Source organism: Gimesia algae (assembly GCF_007746795.1).
Classification (GTDB): Bacteria; Planctomycetota; Planctomycetia; order Planctomycetales; family Planctomycetaceae; genus Gimesia; species Gimesia algae.
In genome coordinates this window covers 5,864,800-5,882,020 of the sequence record NZ_CP036343.1, presented here as the reverse complement: position 1 = coordinate 5,882,020, position 17,221 = coordinate 5,864,800, and the positions used below count along the sequence as shown (strand labels likewise).

Annotated in this window: 12 protein-coding genes and 1 pseudogene; 5 read left to right on the top strand and 8 right to left on the bottom strand. The window is 49.3% G+C overall.

Features of this window, described 5'->3' with window-relative positions:
* Positions 1 to 81: 81 nt before the first annotated feature.
* The 4 genes and pseudogenes from Pan161_RS21975 to Pan161_RS21965 form a co-directional block, all read right to left on the bottom strand.
* Positions 82 to 2,235 (bottom strand): alpha/beta hydrolase family protein, encoded by a 2,154-nt coding sequence (locus tag Pan161_RS21975; protein ID WP_232103406.1) that lies wholly within the window; start codon positions 2,233 to 2,235, stop codon positions 82 to 84.
* Positions 2,236 to 2,532: 297 nt separating this feature from the next.
* Positions 2,533 to 2,631, bottom strand: a pseudogene (locus Pan161_RS31450) (MJ0042-type zinc finger domain-containing protein); the annotation flags it as partial.
* Positions 2,632 to 2,869: 238 nt separating this feature from the next.
* The gene (locus Pan161_RS21970; RefSeq protein WP_145230876.1) at positions 2,870 to 3,442 is read right to left on the bottom strand and encodes a hypothetical protein; all 573 of its coding nucleotides are present in this window, start codon (positions 3,440 to 3,442) and stop codon (positions 2,870 to 2,872) included.
* Positions 3,443 to 3,598: 156 nt separating this feature from the next.
* Entirely contained in the window at positions 3,599 to 5,680 is a 2,082-nt protein-coding gene (locus Pan161_RS21965; RefSeq protein ID WP_145230874.1) for an ABC transporter ATP-binding protein, read from the bottom strand.
* A 403-nt stretch (positions 5,681 to 6,083) separates the two neighbouring features.
* On the opposite strand from Pan161_RS21965, the gene Pan161_RS21960 reads away from it, so the two are divergent.
* On the top strand, positions 6,084 to 7,532 hold the full coding sequence (locus Pan161_RS21960; protein WP_145230872.1) for an MATE family efflux transporter: 1,449 nt from the start codon (positions 6,084 to 6,086) through the stop codon (positions 7,530 to 7,532).
* Between the two features lies 1 nt (position 7,533).
* On the opposite strand, the gene Pan161_RS21955 is transcribed toward Pan161_RS21960, so the two are convergent.
* The 4 genes from Pan161_RS21955 to Pan161_RS21940 all read right to left on the bottom strand — a co-directional run bounded on the left by Pan161_RS21955 (position 7,534) and on the right by Pan161_RS21940 (position 12,165).
* Positions 7,534 to 8,271: a lipoate--protein ligase family protein gene (locus Pan161_RS21955; protein WP_145230870.1), complete on the bottom strand. Its 738-nt coding sequence runs from the start codon at positions 8,269 to 8,271 to the stop codon at positions 7,534 to 7,536.
* Position 8,272: 1 nt separating this feature from the next.
* Entirely contained in the window at positions 8,273 to 9,655 is a 1,383-nt protein-coding gene (gene lpdA / locus Pan161_RS21950; RefSeq protein WP_145230869.1) for a dihydrolipoyl dehydrogenase, read from the bottom strand.
* A 62-nt stretch (positions 9,656 to 9,717) separates the two neighbouring features.
* A complete protein-coding gene (gene odhB, locus Pan161_RS21945; protein WP_145230868.1) occupies positions 9,718 to 10,905 on the bottom strand; it encodes a 2-oxoglutarate dehydrogenase complex dihydrolipoyllysine-residue succinyltransferase in 1,188 nt (395 codons plus the stop codon).
* 315 nt (positions 10,906 to 11,220) lie between these two features.
* On the bottom strand, positions 11,221 to 12,165 hold the full coding sequence (locus Pan161_RS21940) for an SMP-30/gluconolactonase/LRE family protein (RefSeq protein ID WP_145230867.1): 945 nt from the start codon (positions 12,163 to 12,165) through the stop codon (positions 11,221 to 11,223).
* Positions 12,166 to 12,379: 214 nt separating this feature from the next.
* Here Pan161_RS21940 and Pan161_RS21935 point away from each other — a divergent pair, with 214 nt between their 5' ends.
* The 4 genes from Pan161_RS21935 to Pan161_RS21920 all read left to right on the top strand — a co-directional run bounded on the left by Pan161_RS21935 (position 12,380) and on the right by Pan161_RS21920 (position 17,214).
* Positions 12,380 to 13,561: a M20 family metallopeptidase gene (locus Pan161_RS21935; RefSeq protein ID WP_232103405.1), complete on the top strand. Its 1,182-nt coding sequence runs from the start codon at positions 12,380 to 12,382 to the stop codon at positions 13,559 to 13,561.
* Positions 13,562 to 13,947: 386 nt separating this feature from the next.
* Positions 13,948 to 14,280: a PadR family transcriptional regulator gene (locus Pan161_RS21930; protein ID WP_145230865.1), complete on the top strand. Its 333-nt coding sequence runs from the start codon at positions 13,948 to 13,950 to the stop codon at positions 14,278 to 14,280.
* A complete protein-coding gene (locus Pan161_RS21925; RefSeq protein WP_145230864.1) occupies positions 14,267 to 15,724 on the top strand; it encodes a DUF1700 domain-containing protein in 1,458 nt (485 codons plus the stop codon). Before Pan161_RS21930 ends, Pan161_RS21925 begins: the two co-directional genes overlap by 14 nt.
* 44 nt (positions 15,725 to 15,768) lie before the next feature.
* Positions 15,769 to 17,214, top strand: a complete 1,446-nt coding sequence (locus Pan161_RS21920) for a DUF1700 domain-containing protein (RefSeq protein WP_145230863.1) — start codon at positions 15,769 to 15,771, stop codon at positions 17,212 to 17,214.
* The last annotated feature ends 7 nt before the right edge of the window (positions 17,215 to 17,221 follow it).

The window sequence follows — 17,221 nt, the reverse complement described above, 5'->3', positions numbered from 1 at the left end:
CGCATTTGACCAGAGCGTCTCTCAGGCTGAAATACCTGGTTTCAATGATCCTGGAGACGCTACAGAAAAACTGCACACAATCTAATTGATTGCGGCTTTTTCTTTTGTCTCAGGCTCGGTTGGTTTTTCAGGCAGCGCTTCCTGTGAGATTGCAAGTTGATAGAATTTATTTCTTGTCAAAGCACGCTCCAGCGCCCCCATGTCAACGGGGCTTCTGTTCGTGAACGAGATTTCTTTCTTATGAGGATTGAACTGGATCGATTTCTGATCGACCCACACAAATCCCTTCAGGCTGCGCTGCACAGATTCTTTAGCGTCATCACCGCCGTAAACTCCGTAGAGTATGACATATTTCTGACTGGGCTTACTTGGACTTGCTGTTGACGCTGGGTTTGACATCTTGGAAGGATTCGCTGTCGCTGCGCCGTAATTCTCGTATTTCGTTATATTTTCGGGAGTGAGACGAGTCGGCGTTGAGTCGATAGAAATCCCCACACCCGATAAAATGTTATTCACCTGATAGTTAATTTCTTTGTCACCAGTGGCTCTGATAAAGACCCATTTATCTTCATAATTGATTTTTAGTGAGCCAGGAATATAGCGATCCAGTTGCTTCAATTTGATCTCTGCAATCCGGGCAGCATTATTTTTATCAAATCTAATGCCGTTTGCGGAAAAGATTTTGAACAATAGCCCCTGGCTGCTGTCGGACGAATTTGGGTCATTGTTTATTTTTTTGATGACGGGCGGATCTCGATCCAGGGTGACTGCATTGGCCATGTTGTCTTGTGCGCAGAGCTGCGGCAAGTCTTCAGGAAGTTTACCGGTAAACTTGAAGCTGAGTAACTGATTCTGCAGATCGAGTCGAACTGATTTCTTGATATATCCCGCTACAAGTCGTTCTAAACTGATCTCCATTTTATCTTCAATGGATTTCGCCCAGAAAGCAGGTTGGCTCTTCATCGCATTTGTATAAAAATCGTTATATCCTGTGACTTTAAAGATGACCCTCTGTTGAGGAATACTGGGATCAGGTTTGTCCTTAAATTCCTGATTCTGAAATCGCATTTTCATTTTTTCGATTCTGGCGCGAGATGCCTCTCTTTGTTCTCTGATTTTTTTATTGATCTCTACCATGGAATCAGGTAACGCCTTCGGGGTCGTATTGGGTGTTGAATCAGGCGTCGATCGAGGCTGGGGTCTTTGCTGTCCGGTAATTCTTTCTTTGATCCACCTGATCCCGTTTGGAATTCCTTCGTCAATCATTGTCTGGTAATGGTCGAAGCCACTACTGCTAACGAATTTGACATCGATCCCTTGTTTCTGTAATTGTGCAGCAAATATCTTTGTATTCGAATAGGAAGTGACCTGGTCGCCGACTGAGTGAAATAAGAACACCGGACAATTAATCTTTTCGGTATAATTGACGGGAGCCGATACACGAATAAATTCTTCTACATCTGGAATGATGCTTTTGAAGATGGGCAGGTTTTCCTTGAAAAACCCCCGCGGATCAACTGCCGGGGCGTAGGCCAGGCAACCTTTGAGTTGATGCGAATTATCTTGAAATGCGTTGGTGAAGTACTCAGCGAAAAGTAAAGAAAGTGTACCAGCGGAACTATGTCCTGCGATAAAAATATTATCGCGGTCAATACCCGGGACCGTTTCTTCAGCCTGGAGAAACGCATTGATACAATTGATGATTCCAGCCTGGCTTTTACGAAACTTCATATGAGCCGCTGCAAACTGATCGTTGGTTGTATTTTCGATGTCGCCAATATATCCATCAATGGAAAATGTGACGACAGCAAAACCTGCTTTGATATAGGGTTCATGTTCCGAATCAAGAGAGACATCGTTCAGTTCGATATCCATACCCGTTAAGAGAGTTGCCCCTGCCGGAGGAACCAGAACGCAGGGGACCTGTGTATTCTCAGGAATGTTGGGGGGGAGATAAACCTTGAATTTCTGAGTACTGCCCGTAGCCGTTTTTTCACCAGGGCAGACGAGATCATACACTTTGCCCGAGGATGCCGTTTGACGTTCCTGAAACACCTGATCGCCTTGCACTCCCTGGTGAGGCCAATTTGTTTCAAGATGGTCAACGGCAGGGAGATTCAATTTCTTCGCATCACTTAGATCTGCTCCTCCCGCCAGTTGATCGCGCATTGCAGCTGGATGAGTGGTCCGTGGAACGAAGACCTTGATCAGGATGAATGTGAAAAAGAGCAGCAAGATGCCTCCTGCGACTAGGATTAAAGGCAGGAATCGATTCGATTGAGTCGATCCAGTCCTTGATCGTATTTTAGGGGGAATCGCTGGAGGCCTCACATTTTTCTTAGGGGGTGATCTATTATCCGCTGGACCGTTACTTAGATCTGCTTCCCAGTTATCAAATTCATCGTCGGGCACGCTGAATGATGATTCACTTTCTTCTCCAAAGAATTCCTCAGCGAGAGTCGATGGCTTCGACTTCTTTTTGCTCGAACTTGACTTAATGGAGACTGGCTCCGGAATGACGAAGGGGGTCTCGCATTTGGGGCATTTCACTTTTTTCCCAAATGCGGACTTGTTTTTAATTTTAAATGAGGCCACACAGTGTGGGCATTTGATTAGGAGTGGATCGATCATCGAAGCATCTCTGGCGTATCAGATGGAAGAATAAGCTGTTGAAACAGATGCAATCTGATTCTCCAGAGTGCATCACATTTTAACATCGTGTCTTTCGTACTATTGCAATTGGTTCCATTGTTCCAGGAGACGCAACAGTAAAACCGGACACAGTCTAAAATAATTCTACTGGTTGCCAGTACACGATGCAATTTGTATCTGCTTAATTCCCCGTCTGCAGCTGAGTCATCAAATAGAATTACTCAGCTGCCTGGGGCACACGTTCTGTAAGAATCGATTTGAGCTGGTGTACTTCCCGTTTCAGTTCATGAACCTCGTTTCGCAGTTGCTGTAACGATTCCCGTACTTCGTGGCGGAGGCCATGCTCTGGATGATGCATGTGTTCCAGGTGTTGCTGCAGGCGTTGCTCTTGTTCTTCTGCTTCGCGGCGTACCTGATGTGCCAGTTCGGGGAGGCCAGCGTCCTGCAGGTGTTCCGCTGCGACTTGTATTTTCTGAATCCGGTGTCGTTGCTGATCCATATGACGCTCATGCTCTCGACGGGCTTGAGGGTGTGGATTCCCGGGGCGATCATCAAGTTCCGGGTGTCGTGCAGATTCTCTTTCGTGGTCGGGGCGACGTGTGTGTGCTCGCCGTTTTTCATGCCTGGCTTCTGTTTCCAGATAGCGGTCGATCGCTCTTGAAAGTGTTTGCTCTGCCACTGGAACGGGGGGTTGTGCCTCGACTTTAGTGTCAAAGGAAAAGGGAGTCTCTGAATTCAGCAGGCTGGCAAGAACGAGAATGACTAAAATAGTAGCGAGCGTCGACTTCATGGTTCACAGTTCCAGTGGCTTCGAGGGATGAAACGATAAGGAGTCATATCAACAGCGCATTATCATACCCGTCCGTGAACGGTGAGTCGAGATATTCATTAAAACGGATGTGTCACAAGCCTGCAGTACTATATGTTGCCAGAGTTCTGATCGATTTCAGGCAGAACGCTGGCGGACCTGAGCACTAAGCAGGCTCTGGTATTGCGGGCAGGAATCAACGAGAGCGTGATGTGGTCCGGTAGCGACAACCTTGCCGGAATCCATGACAACGACTCGGTTCGCAAATTCCAGCAGACTTTGACCGACAGAATGTGTGATGATAAATACGGTTCTGCCGGGTGCAAACTCTCTCAAGGCCTTATGAATCAGGATTTCACTCTGCGAATCGATGGCGGATGTCGCTTCGTCGAGAATCAGAATATCCGGATTTCGGAGGATCGCACGTGCGAGTGCAATGCGCTGTCGCTGTCCGCCGGAGAGTTCGTGACCTTTTTCTCCCACATTGTAGAGCAGCCCATCTGGCAACTGTTCAGCGAATTGCGATACATGAGATTTCTTGGCGACGGATTCGATTTCCAGTCGGGATGCATTCGGCCGACCGTAACGGATGTTTTCGAGAATCGAATCATCAAACAGCATGGTTTCCTGGGAGACCACCCCGATGTGATTTCGCAGATCCTTCAAACGGATATCCCGGATATCAACTTCATTGATAAAAATGTTACCTTTGTCGGGATCATAAAAACGGGGGAGTAGATTGACGAGTGTCGATTTTCCGGAACCATTTTCGCCCACAACGAGTACGACTTCCCCCGCATTGATTTCGAGGTTGACGCCATCCAGAATCGGTTCGTTATTACGTGTCGATTCTTTACGCTGCGCGTAAGTGAAATCAATCTTATTGAATTTGACGGTCTGCACTTCCGCAGGGAAGCGTTGCGGTTCATTCGTTTCCTTGACCAGTGTTTCGCGGTCGATGATCTGGAAAATCCGTTCCAGGGCAGCGGCTGTTTTTTTCAGTTTGGAATAGACTGAGGACATCTTGCGGGCAGGATCGGAAATCCCGGCCAGCAAGGCGTACATCATCGAAAGTGTGGCGATATCCATGGGGGTTGCGGAGAGCTGAATCCCCCAGATTTCTGTCTTTTGACGCAGCACCAGATAAGAGCCGGGAATCAAAGCGATAAAGATGGCCATCAGTCCCAGCATTTCCGTGGTAGGGCTGGTCAGCGAATCAATGCGGAGAATTCTGAGTGCTTTCTTAAAGAACTCTTTATTCTCATGATGAAAACGGTTGCGGTGCTTACGGGCGCCGTTAAATGCGATGATGACCTTAGAGCTATCGAATGACTCCTCCAGTGTTTTATAAATCCGGGACATGCTTTCCATCATTTTTTGACTGGCATGTTTCAGCGTTTTACCGATTTTGTAAAATACAATCGCAATCAGTGGTGCGAACACAAACGAGAGCAGCGTGAGTCTCCAGTTGACCAGGAAGGCAAAAATGATACATGCCAGCGCCTTGAGCGGTTCCCGGACAATCTTGCCTCCCATCAGGGTGAGCCCCTGGGAGAGCTGCTGCATATCGAAAGTAAACCGTGACATCAGCGATGCCGTTCCTTCAGAGGAGATGCTCTGATAATCCAGATCAAGTACTTTACGAAAACATTCCTTGCGGATGGCCATCGTCACCAGTTCTACGACCCCGCCCACCATGACATCCTGCGTGAAGATAAAGATGCCTTTGATGAAAGTGGTAATCAGCAATACTCCCAATATGATTGCGAAGGTGTCAAACTGATCTTCGGGGATACGGCTGATGACGTTTGTCTGGATCCACTTGAGTACGAGCAGTTTTTGCGAAGCCGAGTTCAGCTTGGTCTGCTGACGGGTATGCTCACTGAGCAAATCGACGGGGGCGGCTGCCAGGTCCGTTTGTGTGAGTGTGGTGTCAGTTTTGTTTTCTTCAGATTTCTCAATCGGATTCTGGGACTGAATCGAATTGGAGAGGTCCTTCAGGACCCTTGATTTATCCTGTATGGTTTTTTCTGTTTCACTGATCTGGTCCTGTACGTATCCGCCCAGGGTTTCCCCTTGCAGCAGAACCTTGACCACCAGAAAAGTGACGGAAAGATTCGCCCCCCAGAGGACCGCGACCATGATCGCAAAGAAGAAGGAAACGACCAGTCTTTTACGGTAGGGCCAGACGTATTGTATTAATCGCGTAAAACTGTTCACAGGATTCACTCTAGTCTATGAGTAAGGTGGTGTTGCTCTAAGTCTATAATATGTCGTTAGATAGATGCTGTTGTATGCTGCCTGAATCAGGTATTTCACGAGTTCGGGATTGGTAGAAACTCGATGAAATCCGTGAATTAAACTAGGAATTGCAAATCAGGTCCAGACGAGATTTTAAGTTCTGCGTATCTGGACAATATGCCAGAGGTCTTATGCAGCAGATTCGGACTGTGATTGCTGTGAGAAATGCGAACTAATTGAAGATCGGGAGTGTCGTGAGTAGAGGCATTTGTGTGAAAATTGTGATATGCTGCCAGCCGACGGTCTGCGTTTCTACTTCCCTGCTATTACAATTCCGGCGATTGTATTCTGCGCTCATTTATCCTGAATCGGATTGTGCAAGATGGACTCCTCGTCCCTCAAAAATCAGAATGGCTTTGTGCAACCGGGAAGTTTACGTGAACTGGCGAATGTGGCGATACCCCTGGTGCTGAGCTGTGGTTCGCTGTCCATTATGCATGTCATGGACCGTATCTTCCTGTCCTGGTGGTCAACAGATGCAGTCGCTGCTGCTTTACCTGCTGGCATGATTCAATGGGCCATCATGTCAATTGCGATGGGCATGGCCACATATGTGAATACCTTTGTGGCACAGTATGAAGGTGCGGGCCAGAAGCAATTTGTTTCAGAATCGGTCTGGCAGGGATTTTATCTGGCGTTAATCTGGGGAGGCATTCTGTTACTGGGAATCCCTCTCTCCAGTACTTTTTTTCACTGGATCGGTCATGCGCCGGAAATCCAGACCCTGGAAGTCGATTATTTTTCGATTCTCTGCCTGGGATCAGGTCCCTCATTAATTTCGACCGTACTCTCCTGTTTCTACACAGGTCGCAGCAAAACCATGGTCGTCATGTGGGTGAATCTGGCGGGGGTACTCGTCAATATGCTCCTGGATTACCTGCTGATCTTCGGGGCAGGGCCAATCCCAGCCATGGGAATCAAGGGGGCCGCCATTGCAACCGTACTGGCTAATGTAGCGACAATGGCTTTTTATGCTGCGATCATCTTTGCCAGACATGAAGCCCGGGAGTATGGATTACTCAATCATTACCACTGGAATCAGAGTCTGCTCATGCGATTGATTCGCTATGGATTTCCCAATGGTATGCTGTTTTTCGTCGATATTGTCGGGTTCACGCTGTTTGTGGTTCTGGTCGGACGAATTGGAAAGATTGAACTGGCCGCCACGACGATCGCTTTTAATCTGAACTCACTGGCATTTGTACCTATGATGGGAGTCGGAACGGCCGTGATGACTCTGGTCGGCAAACGCATCGGCGAGGGACGACCACAACTGGCTGTCACGACGACCTGGAAAGCGTTTATTGTTTCGATTTTATATATGTCCGTTTTTGCTGTCATTTATGTGGGGTTACCCGAATTATTACTCAGACCATATCGACCAGAAGTCATGACAGAAGAATTTCAGCAGGTGAGGCAGATGACGTTTGTTCTGCTGCGATTTGCTGCGTTATTTTCATTATTTGATGCGCTGGCCGTGATCTTTGGATCGGCGATTCGCGGAGCCGGCGACACCCGGTTCTGTATGATCTATTCACTGATCACGGGTTGGACCATCATGGTCATTCCGACCTTTCTGATCTGGAAATACGCTGACGAAAAAATATTTGGCAGCTGGACCGCCTGTACTGCCTATATTGGCGTGTTAGGATTTGGTTACCTGATTCGCTTCCAGGCAGGACACTGGAAAAAAATGCGGGTCATTGAAGAGCACTTTACCGATCCGGTAATCAAAGAACTCGATGAACCTGTTCAGGAGGCATTGTCCTGACTCAGCGACGGAGATTCCAGTTCTCGGTCGCATATTTTTCCTGTACCAACTGTTGCACGCGATTGAGGGGCAATACGGGTTCCGGTTCAGTTGCCTGCCAGGATTTGATCAGCGAGTCTCTGAGTTGAGCAGGATTGATCGCATAATTAGTGACAAACTCAAGATGATCGCGGCGGGATCGGTATTCGGGTTCACGTTCGGGGCTGGTTAAATACCGGGGAATGCGGTCGAGATCAAAATCGTAGAGAATCGTGCCATGATGCAGGAGCGTGGTGGTTAGCCACCGCTGGGAATTCCCGGAAAATTTGTGTCCCTCCACAGTCAGATCACTGATGCCACGCACTTCGACCATCAGCTCTGGTTTGAGTTGATTGAGGGTTCCGGAGATACGATTCAATATTTCTCGCGTCGTGGCTTCAATACCGGCCAGATGCTGTTCGGCTGTAATTCGCAGGAATAACGAATAGATAAAACAGCCCGGTCCCAGCAAAACGGTTCCCCCGCCCGTACAGCGACGGAGTACGGGAATCTGATCCTGCTGGCAAGCCGCCTGATTCACATTTTCAGCGATCTGATTCGAACTGCCCAGGACAACCGCATATTGGTCCACTTCCCAGATTCTCAGACAACCCAGAGAATCCTGTTGATTGATCTGATACAACAGGCTCTCATCCAGCGCCAGATTTTCAGCAGGAGTGGATAATGTCGTGTCGGAAAAGTGACAGCGGCGATCAGACATCTCAGAAATTGAGTGCCCGTTTATCTACGGCCAACGCTGCTTCTTTGACCGCTTCTGCTAATGTCGGATGTGCGTGACAGCAGCGGGCGATATCTTCGCTGCTGGCCCCAAATTCCATCGCGACGGCGCACTCGGCAATCAGATCTCCGGCGCGAGGCCCGAGGATGTGAACCCCCAGGACACGGTCGGTCTGCTTGTCTGCCAGCATCTTGACTTTGCCTTCAGTCTGACCCATGGCGCGGGCACGGCCATTAGCCATGAAGGGGAAGACTCCTTTACGGTATTCGATGCCTTCTTCTTTCAGTTGTTCTTCCGTTTTTCCGACGGCAGCAATTTCCGGATTGGTATAAGCAACACTGGGAATGGCATCGTAGTTGACGTGTCCGTAACCTGTCACCAGACGTTCGGAGAATGCAACTCCTTCGTCTTCAGCTTTATGAGCCAGCATGGCTCCGCCGATAACATCACCAATGGCGAAAATGCCTTTGACGGCGGTTTCGTAATGGTCATTCACGGGAATGAATCCCCGCTTGTCCAAGGCGATACCGATTTCTGCCAGACCCAGATTTTCCGTATTCGGACGTCTGCCGACCGCAACGAGAACACGCTCACAGCGAATGGACTTTGCATCTGCAATTTCGACATCACAGGTTTTACGATTTGCTTTGACTCCGGTCACCCGGCAGCCGAGCTGGAATTCAATTCCCTGTTTTTCGAAGATCTTCTGTGCCTCTTTGGCGATTTCAAAGTCCGTGGTAGGCAGGATGCGATCCAGGTATTCCAGTACGGTGACTTTCGCTCCCAGGCGACTCCAGACGGCACCTAATTCCAGGCCGATTACACCGCCGCCGATCACAACGAGATGTTTGGGAACCTGGTCGTAGGAAAGTGCTTCCGTACTTGTCCCCACGCGGTCGCCGTCGAGTTCGATTCCCGGCAGAGTGGATGGTTCGCTGCCGGTGGCAATCAGAATGTATTTTGCTTCCAGCTCGGTTTTTTCTTCTCCGTTATCAACAGAGACTTTTCCCGGTGCTGTAATTGTGGCGTGACCGGAGTAGCGAGTGATTTTGTTTTTCTTGAACAGGGAATCAATGCCGCCGCCCATGGTTTTGACGGTTCGGTCTTTCTGACTGAGCATTTTCTCCAGGTCGAGCGACAGCGAACCGACGTTGATGCCGCGATCTTTGAAGGTGTGCTCTGCTTCTTTATACAGCTCACTCGATTCGAGCAGCGCTTTGCTGGGGATGCAACCGACTCGCAGACAGGTCCCGCCGAGCATGCGTTCTTTTTCGATACAGGCGACATTTAAACCCAGTTGAGCAGCACGGATCGCTGCAATATAGCCACCGGGGCCAGCACCGATAATAACCAGATCGTGGTTCATTTTCTCATTTTCCTGCAGTGACAGGAAACCTTTCCAAGCCTCTTAAGATGTGCGTTTGATTCTCAGACTTCCATCAGCATGCGTGATGGTTCTTCCAGGACCTCTTTGACTCGTTTGAGGAAGACCACAGCTTCCCGACCGTCAACGACACGGTGATCGTAAGTCAAAGCGATATACATCATGGGACGAATCACGACCTGGCCGTTGATGGCGACAGGGCGTTCCTGAATTCCATGCATACCCAGCACACCACTTTGAGGCGGGTTCACAATCGGAGTGGAGAGCAGTGATCCGTACACACCACCATTGGTAATGGTGAAGGTGCCCCCCTGAAGTTCTTCGAGGCTGATCTTGTTCGCTTTGGCGCGTTGGCCGAAGTCATTGATTTTGAGTTCAATGTCCGCAAAACTGAGTCGCTCTGCGTTGCGCAGAATGGGAACGACCAGTCCTTTACCACCACCGACGGCGATGCCGATGTCATAGTAGTTGCGGAAGACCAGGTCGGTTCCGCGAATTTCTGCATTGATCTGTGGATAGAGGTTCAAGCCATCAACCACGGCTTTAATGAAGAAAGACATGAAGCCCAGTTTAACATCGTATTTCTTGAGAAACATATCTTTGTACTTGGCCCGCAGATCCATGACGGCTGACATGTCGACTTCGTTGAATGTGGTCAGCAGGGCGGCGTTGGACTGCGCTTCGACGAGGCGTTCCGCAATCTTTTTGCGGATCGGGCTCATGGGGACAATTTCTTCTTCGCGGAAGGCACCGTTGTCTGAACCGCTGGGCGTCTGAAAGCTGAGGGCGTCTTCTTTCAGAATTCGTCCCCCCGGTCCAGTCCCTTTGACATCCGCAGGGCTCAGCCCTTTTTCCGCCATCACACGTGCGGCAGCCGGCATGACTCGATCACCGGATCCGGCGGGTGCGCCTTGACTGGCAGCGGGAGCAGACGCTGATTCTGCTTTGGCCGGGCCCTTTTCCGGAGCAGGATCCTCAGCTCCTGCGGGGCGTTCTGCTTCTTCGAGATAGCCGATGACTTCACCGACGGCTGCCATCTCCCCGGTTTTTTTCAGGATTTCGATAATGATCCCGTCCAGCGGAGCGGGCACATCGAAGGTGGCTTTATCGGTTTCGAGCTCGACAATTTCACTGTCCTGAGCGACCCATTTTCCTTCAGCGGCGTGCCAGGCTCCGATTTGGACTTCGGAGATGGATTCCCCCACCGAGGGGACTTTAATTTCAACAGACATCGGACACAATACTCCAACCGAGTCACGGGAAAAAACGTATGTTTTCAGACTTATTTCAGATGATTTTCTTCAATTTGCGAGCAGCAGTTTCGATTATGACTTCTTAAGAAAGCCAGCACAATTCCCGCGTACAGGGAAGATGATAATCAGGAAAAACTTTTGAACGGAATCGAACGAAACAGGCAACTGCCTGCAGATTAGCGTGGTTCCATAAAAAAACGCTGGTCTTTTTATCGGCTTTTCAGCCAGACCAGCGTTTAGTTTATCCCGGTTCACTCATTATCGAACCAGATGGAACAAGTCGCATTGCCGGTATCATGAGGATTTACCGGGAAAACGGTGCCCTTTTGCTTTGGTGTCGACACGATACAGCGAAGTGCGTGCGGTAATGAACAGGCTCGCATTATCTTTTCCGCCAAAGGTCACATTCGCGGGTTTTTCGGGGACTTGAATAATGCCCAGCAGTTTCCCTTCAGGAGAGAAAACCTGCAGTCCCAACCCCGAGGTAATATAGAGATTTCCATTGGTATCGATCGTCAGACCATCGCCGCCTCTGCCTGGTTCGGGCGTCCCAGGTTCCTGCTTCAGGCTGCAGAAAACACGGCCTTTGCCGATTTTACCAGGAGCAGTCACAGGATAAGCCCACATTTCTTTTGACATGCTGGGAATGACGTAGAGTGTCTTTTCATCAGGGGAAAGGATCACACCGTTCGGGGCTTTTAAATCATCCACCAGACGCGTGACTTCGCCCTCCGCCGAGCGATAGTAGACGGCGACTTTACCCTGTGGCAGTGGTTCAGGAGCCCGAAAATGAGGATCTGTGAAGTAGATGCCTCCTGTTCGATCAATGACGAGATCATTGGGGGCGTTGAATCGCTTCCCTTTGTATTCCGGAGCCAGCGGTGTGACTTTTTTGTTTTTCAGGTTGATACTGACCAGGCGTCCGTCCATTTCACAGGCCAGCAGCTTGTTTGACCCATCGAGCATCAGGCCATTGCAATGATTGGAGGGCTCCAGGAAAGTGGACAGTTTTCCTTTTGTGTCGACCTGATAGATTTTATTATCGGGGATATCCGTGAAATAGAGGTTTCCCTGCAGATCAAACGCGGGGCCTTCCGTAAATTTGAAATCAGTAAACAGTTTAACGGGCTTGCTGACGGGGCCTACGCCGGGGATCTCGGCCTGGTCTTCCGCCTGTGTTATCGCAGCAGACAGGGAAAGCATCAGAGCCACTGCAGTCCAGTTCAGTATGTTTTTCATCGGAGACTCCTTGGAGTAAGAGTTCAGCAAAATGGGGGACATCAATTCTTCCTATTAGAGCCTGTCAACAACACAAAATTCAACCATCTGACGAATCGGATTGCCGTATCAGTGGAAATCGATCCGTCCATGAGGGACACTTGGCGTAGAGAATTACTGCGCAATAAAGTGCTTTTAGGCGTGAATAGAGAGCTTGATGAGAGGTGAAATGTCGATGGATGCCGTTAGGCTGTTAAAACAACTGATTGCGATTCCCAGCGTGAACCCGATGGGTCGCGCTGTTACCGGTGATATCTACTTCGAAGGCAGGCTGACCCAGTTTTTATGCAATTATTTTGCAGAACTGGGGGTCGAATATGAATCGATCGAAGTCGTTCCCGGTCGAAATAACGTCATTGCCCGCACGGCTCCTAAACCGGGTGTCCCCACGATTCTGATGGATGTTCACCAGGATACCGTTCCCGTCGAAGGCATGATTGTCCCTCCTTTTGAAGGCACGGAAAAAGACGGAAAGATTTACGGCCGCGGCGCCTGTGATGTCAAAGGCAGCATGGCGGCAATGCTGATGGCATTTACCCGCCTGGTCAAAGACAATCCTCCCGATGCTGCGAATGTGATTCTGTCCTGCACGTGTGATGAAGAAGCGACCGTCAAAGGCATCAATCACCTGGTGCAGCTCTGGGAAAACCCGAGTGGCCTGAGTCAAATTCTGACCGAGCCTCCCGATCTGGGGTTAGTTGCCGAACCGACCATGCTGGATATTGTCGTAGCACATCGGGGCGCCACCCGCTGGAAAATCAAGACGACGGGAAAAGCCTGCCATAGTTCCCAACCCAACGATGGAGTGAATGCCATTTACAAGATGGCGGATGTCATCAAGGCGCTGCAGACGCACGCGGATGAACTCGCAGCTCGGGATGCACACCCTTTATGTGGTCCGCCGACCTTGAGTGTTGGCGTGATCGAAGGGGGCGAAAGTGTCAACATCGTGCCTGACTGGTGTACCATCGAAATTGACCGACGCGTCATTCCCGGCGAAGACGGGATCGAGGTTATGAACCAGGTGGAAGAATATTTAAAGCAGACACTCCCATTCGAATTCGAGATGCTGCCGCCATGGATCACCGGAGTTTCCCTGTCCGATCATAATAATGGAGAATGGAGCGACCGACTGTTGTCCGTCATTGATCAACTGGAACCAGGCCACAAAAAAGTGGGTGTGCCTTATGGCACGCATGCGGCCCGTGTGAATCAGGGAGGGGTCCCTTCAATGGTGTTCGGTCCCGGTTCGATTGCCCAGGCGCATACCGTCGATGAATGGATTGACATCGAAGAGCTGCTGAAATCGGAAGAAGTCTACTACCAGTTCTGCGCCAACGCAGCCCGGGGTGTGTAACAGTCTGATTGTCCTTACTTCAATTGGCGCAGGTTGCGGGTCATGTGTCCGCATGCCTGGTGAGGTTCAATTCGTGCCCGCTTTCGATGGCAACAGAAAACAGTCAGGGTAGTACCGGATGGAATCCGGTATTGCCGCAGGCAACAGGAGGTCGCAGTGCAGACTATGTGGAGAGTGCGTGTGCCTCAAGCTCATTTATTCAAACAATTGGGTTTCTCTGTTGTGAATTAATCTCGTAAGCTGGGACCTCCTGCTCGCTGCGCTCGGCCCGAATTACATTCGGGCTCACCCCCTGGTGATTTCTTTCCAAAAAACTTCTTGACAGTTAATACCTAGAGCGGCTATATATGGAATATGTAGTCATCCTATGTATCGGAGGATAAGCGATGAATCCGCAATTATTTGCAGGCACCATGGAGATGCTCGTTCTGGAACTGGTTTCCGAAGGGCCCACTTATGGCTATGAAATTACGCAGCGCGTCACGAATCGTTCAGCCAATGAGTTTGAGCTGAAAGAGGGGAGTCTGTATCCGGCGTTGCATAAGCTGCAGCGTAAAAAACTGTTGAAGTCGTTCTGGCGAGAAGTCGATGGTCGTCGACGGAAATATTACGAACTGACGATCCAGGGGCAGAAAGCGCTCAACGAGAAACGACAGGAATGGAAGCAGTTCTCCTCAGCCATCGAACGCATTCTGGGAGCTCAAAGTGGTCTGGCCTGAGATCAGTATCGAAGATTTTCCACCGCGACGGGACGATGAGCCTTCATCGCTGCGTCAGGATATTATCGATGAACTCAGCGACCATTTTGCGTGTGCCCTGAATCGGGAACTGTTAAAGAACTCTGACGAAAGTCTGGCGAAACAACGTGTTATTCAAAACTTCGGCGATCCCATCAAAATCGCCCGTCAGCTCTGGCTGGACGCAATGAAGGAGAAAATCATGTCACAACGTATTATGACCGGAATCTCTGCTGTGATGGCGGTGTGTTGTATCGCCGTGGTGGGCTTTGCCTGGATCCTGGTGCAGGAAAGCCGGGTGGTGAACCAGAAAATGCTGGAACAACTGGCGACGATCGCCGATCGACCTCAGCCCGTTGCAGCAGTTGGTAGAGAACAGCAGATCCTGGATCAACTGAAGGAATTGAGAGAGGAACAACAGGCTGCCGCCAGTGCTACAGTTGAGGGAATGAATCAGATCTCCTTCCAGCTCGTTCAAGACAACAAAGACAAAATACCTGCAGTCGGTTTTACGGGCACACTGATAAAAGACGGAACTCCTTCAGAGACTTTCACGTTGGAAGCCGCCAGTAATGCAGAGGGGCAACTCGATTTTGGGAAACTACCCTGGGGGAAATATCAACTGAATTTGAATGCTCCCTGGGGTGAGTCTTTTCATCAGCATGTCTCGGTCATCCCAGGACGGAATTATTCACAGGAAATCATTTGCCCAGCTGCGGTGCCGGCACAAGTTCCCGTCCAGTTTCAAGTGAAATGGCCTGGCGAATTCAACGCAGAAGACTGGGTTCTGTTATGTGACTTGCGTCATGCCTCAGGCCGGAAGCAGCAGGTGGAGAGCAGTAGACTCATTCAAGATAAAAACTGGATTTACCAACAGGATCCGACTGAAGATTCCACTGGTGTCTATCTCATCAATAATCAGAATTTAATTACAGCTTGTCCTTTAGCTAAAGACGGAGAATACAAAGACATTAATATGCAGCATCTGGGCGAAACCACCTCGGTAAAGATGAGTCAGGGAAAACATGTTTTGCCTGATCTGGTTCTGGTTCAGAAAAACGATTTACAGAGGCTGACGGAATTGAATGAAAAGCAAAACTATAACATTTTAAACAACAGTAGATCTAACGTCGGTAGTTATAGTCTGAAATATCGTGCAATGATGGGAGGAACAGAGGGGTTTGGCACAATCGAAGCTCATACTTTTCTTATGCTCCCCTTTCGAAATGCCCCCATTCATTTAACCCAGGTTGATCTGATGAACGTGAATGAAGCACCACGGTATGCAGACGGGATCGAATTATCAAAGCGCCTTGTCTTTACAGCATCTCAAGACGAGAAAAATCTCTGGGAAATCAAATTACCTTACCTGGAAAATCTCAAGATGCCCCAGAGAATCGGCGGTGCGGGTCAGGGCTTATTCTAAGATAAACGGTTTCAAAAATCGTTTGCTAACTACAGGAGTAGAACGTGAACTGGCCTGAGATCAGCATCGAAGATTTTCCGCCCGAGCGTGACGACGAACCGTCATCACTCAGGCAGGACATCATTGATGAACTCAGCGACCATTTCGCGTGTGCCCTGAATCGGGAACTGTTAAAGAACTCAGACGAACAGCTGGCGAAACAGCGTGTACTAAATCAATTCGGCGATCCCATCAAAATTGCCCGCCAGCTCTGGCTGGACGCGATGAAGGAGAAAATCATGTCGCAACGCATTATGACCGGAGTCTCTGTCACCGCGGCAGTCTGTTGCATTGCCGTGGCGGGAATTGCCTGGTCGATGATGAAACAGAATGAACGTCTGAATTTGAAAATGCTGGAGCAGTTGGCTGCTTTAGCAGATCGACCTCAATCTGTTACAGCGTCTCAAGTGGATCAACAGATTCTGAAACAACTGGAAAAGTTAAACGAGAGGCAGACTGGTCAGGCGGCATCCATTTCAGATTTATTGAGCCCCATCACCTTTCAGCTGGTCCAGACTGGTAAAGAGTTGAAGCCGGCAAGCGGTTTTACAGGACAGCTGACAAAGCGAGGCAGTAAGACCGACACATTCACGGTCAAGGCGATCAGCGACGAAACGGGTAAACTCAATTTTAAACGTCTCCCCTGGGGGCAGTATCAATTGACCATCACCGCTCCTTGGGGCGAGAATCTGAAAACGAAAATGATCTCCACCATTCCCGGCCGCGAGTATGAGAGTACTATCGTCTGCCCCGCACAACCGCCTGAAAAAGTCTCGGTCGTTTTTGAAGTTGATCAGACAAAACAAACCGATGAAGAGCAGGGGTATCTGTTGTGTGATTTTCGAAATCGGATACTTTCCAAAACACAAGATACATTCTCCCTGGTTACGCCGCGAAAGGTTGAAGGTTCATACTGGTATTATACTCATGACCTGGCCGATCATCCGGATCAGGGAGTTTACCTGATCGATTTGAAAATGAACAAGGTGGTAGCGTGTCCCTTGGATGAACGCGGGATGTTTATTGATCTGAATCCGGAGCAATTAAAACTACAGGATTCCGTAAAACTGGAAGAGGGGATTTACGAAGATCCTGCACTTTATCTGTTACAGAACAAAGATCTGTCCCGGTTGTCTGAGCTGAACCGGTTGGAGTACTTCGGGGTCGTAAAACTTGATGATACGCGTGAGATGAGAATTCTGGCAGCCCGTAATGCGGGCCCTCGCATGCTGGTTCGTCCCTTTGAATCAATCAAAATGCAACCAAAAGCACAAAAGTTGCTTGAGCAAAGATATGGCGTCGTCGCGAATAAACTCAGTGGAGTTCAGTTTCCTGATGCAATCCGCTTCGATGCATCAACGGCAGATTCCAATATCTGGAAGATGACGCTTCCCGAGTTAGATACCCCCCCCACTGTAGAATTCGTTTCTGTGATCGATTCTTTTCAGTAAGACTAAA

What these genes read in the sequence shown, in the direction of transcription:
- Pan161_RS21970 (WP_145230876.1), bottom strand. Translation starts at nt 3,442, where the DNA reads ATGAAGTCGACGCTCGCTACTATTTTAGTCATTCTCGTTCTTGCCAGC.
- Pan161_RS21960 (WP_145230872.1), top strand. Translation starts at nt 6,084, where the DNA reads ATGGACTCCTCGTCCCTCAAAAATCAGAATGGCTTTGTGCAACCGGGA.
- Pan161_RS21955 (WP_145230870.1), bottom strand. Translation starts at nt 8,271, where the DNA reads ATGTCTGATCGCCGCTGTCACTTTTCCGACACGACATTATCCACTCCT.
- lpdA (WP_145230869.1), bottom strand. Translation starts at nt 9,655, where the DNA reads ATGAACCACGATCTGGTTATTATCGGTGCTGGCCCCGGTGGCTATATT.
- odhB (WP_145230868.1), bottom strand. Translation starts at nt 10,905, where the DNA reads ATGTCTGTTGAAATTAAAGTCCCCTCGGTGGGGGAATCCATCTCCGAA.
- Pan161_RS21940 (WP_145230867.1), bottom strand. Translation starts at nt 12,165, where the DNA reads ATGAAAAACATACTGAACTGGACTGCAGTGGCTCTGATGCTTTCCCTG.
- Pan161_RS21935 (WP_232103405.1), top strand. Translation starts at nt 12,380, where the DNA reads ATGGATGCCGTTAGGCTGTTAAAACAACTGATTGCGATTCCCAGCGTG.
- Pan161_RS21930 (WP_145230865.1), top strand. Translation starts at nt 13,948, where the DNA reads ATGAATCCGCAATTATTTGCAGGCACCATGGAGATGCTCGTTCTGGAA.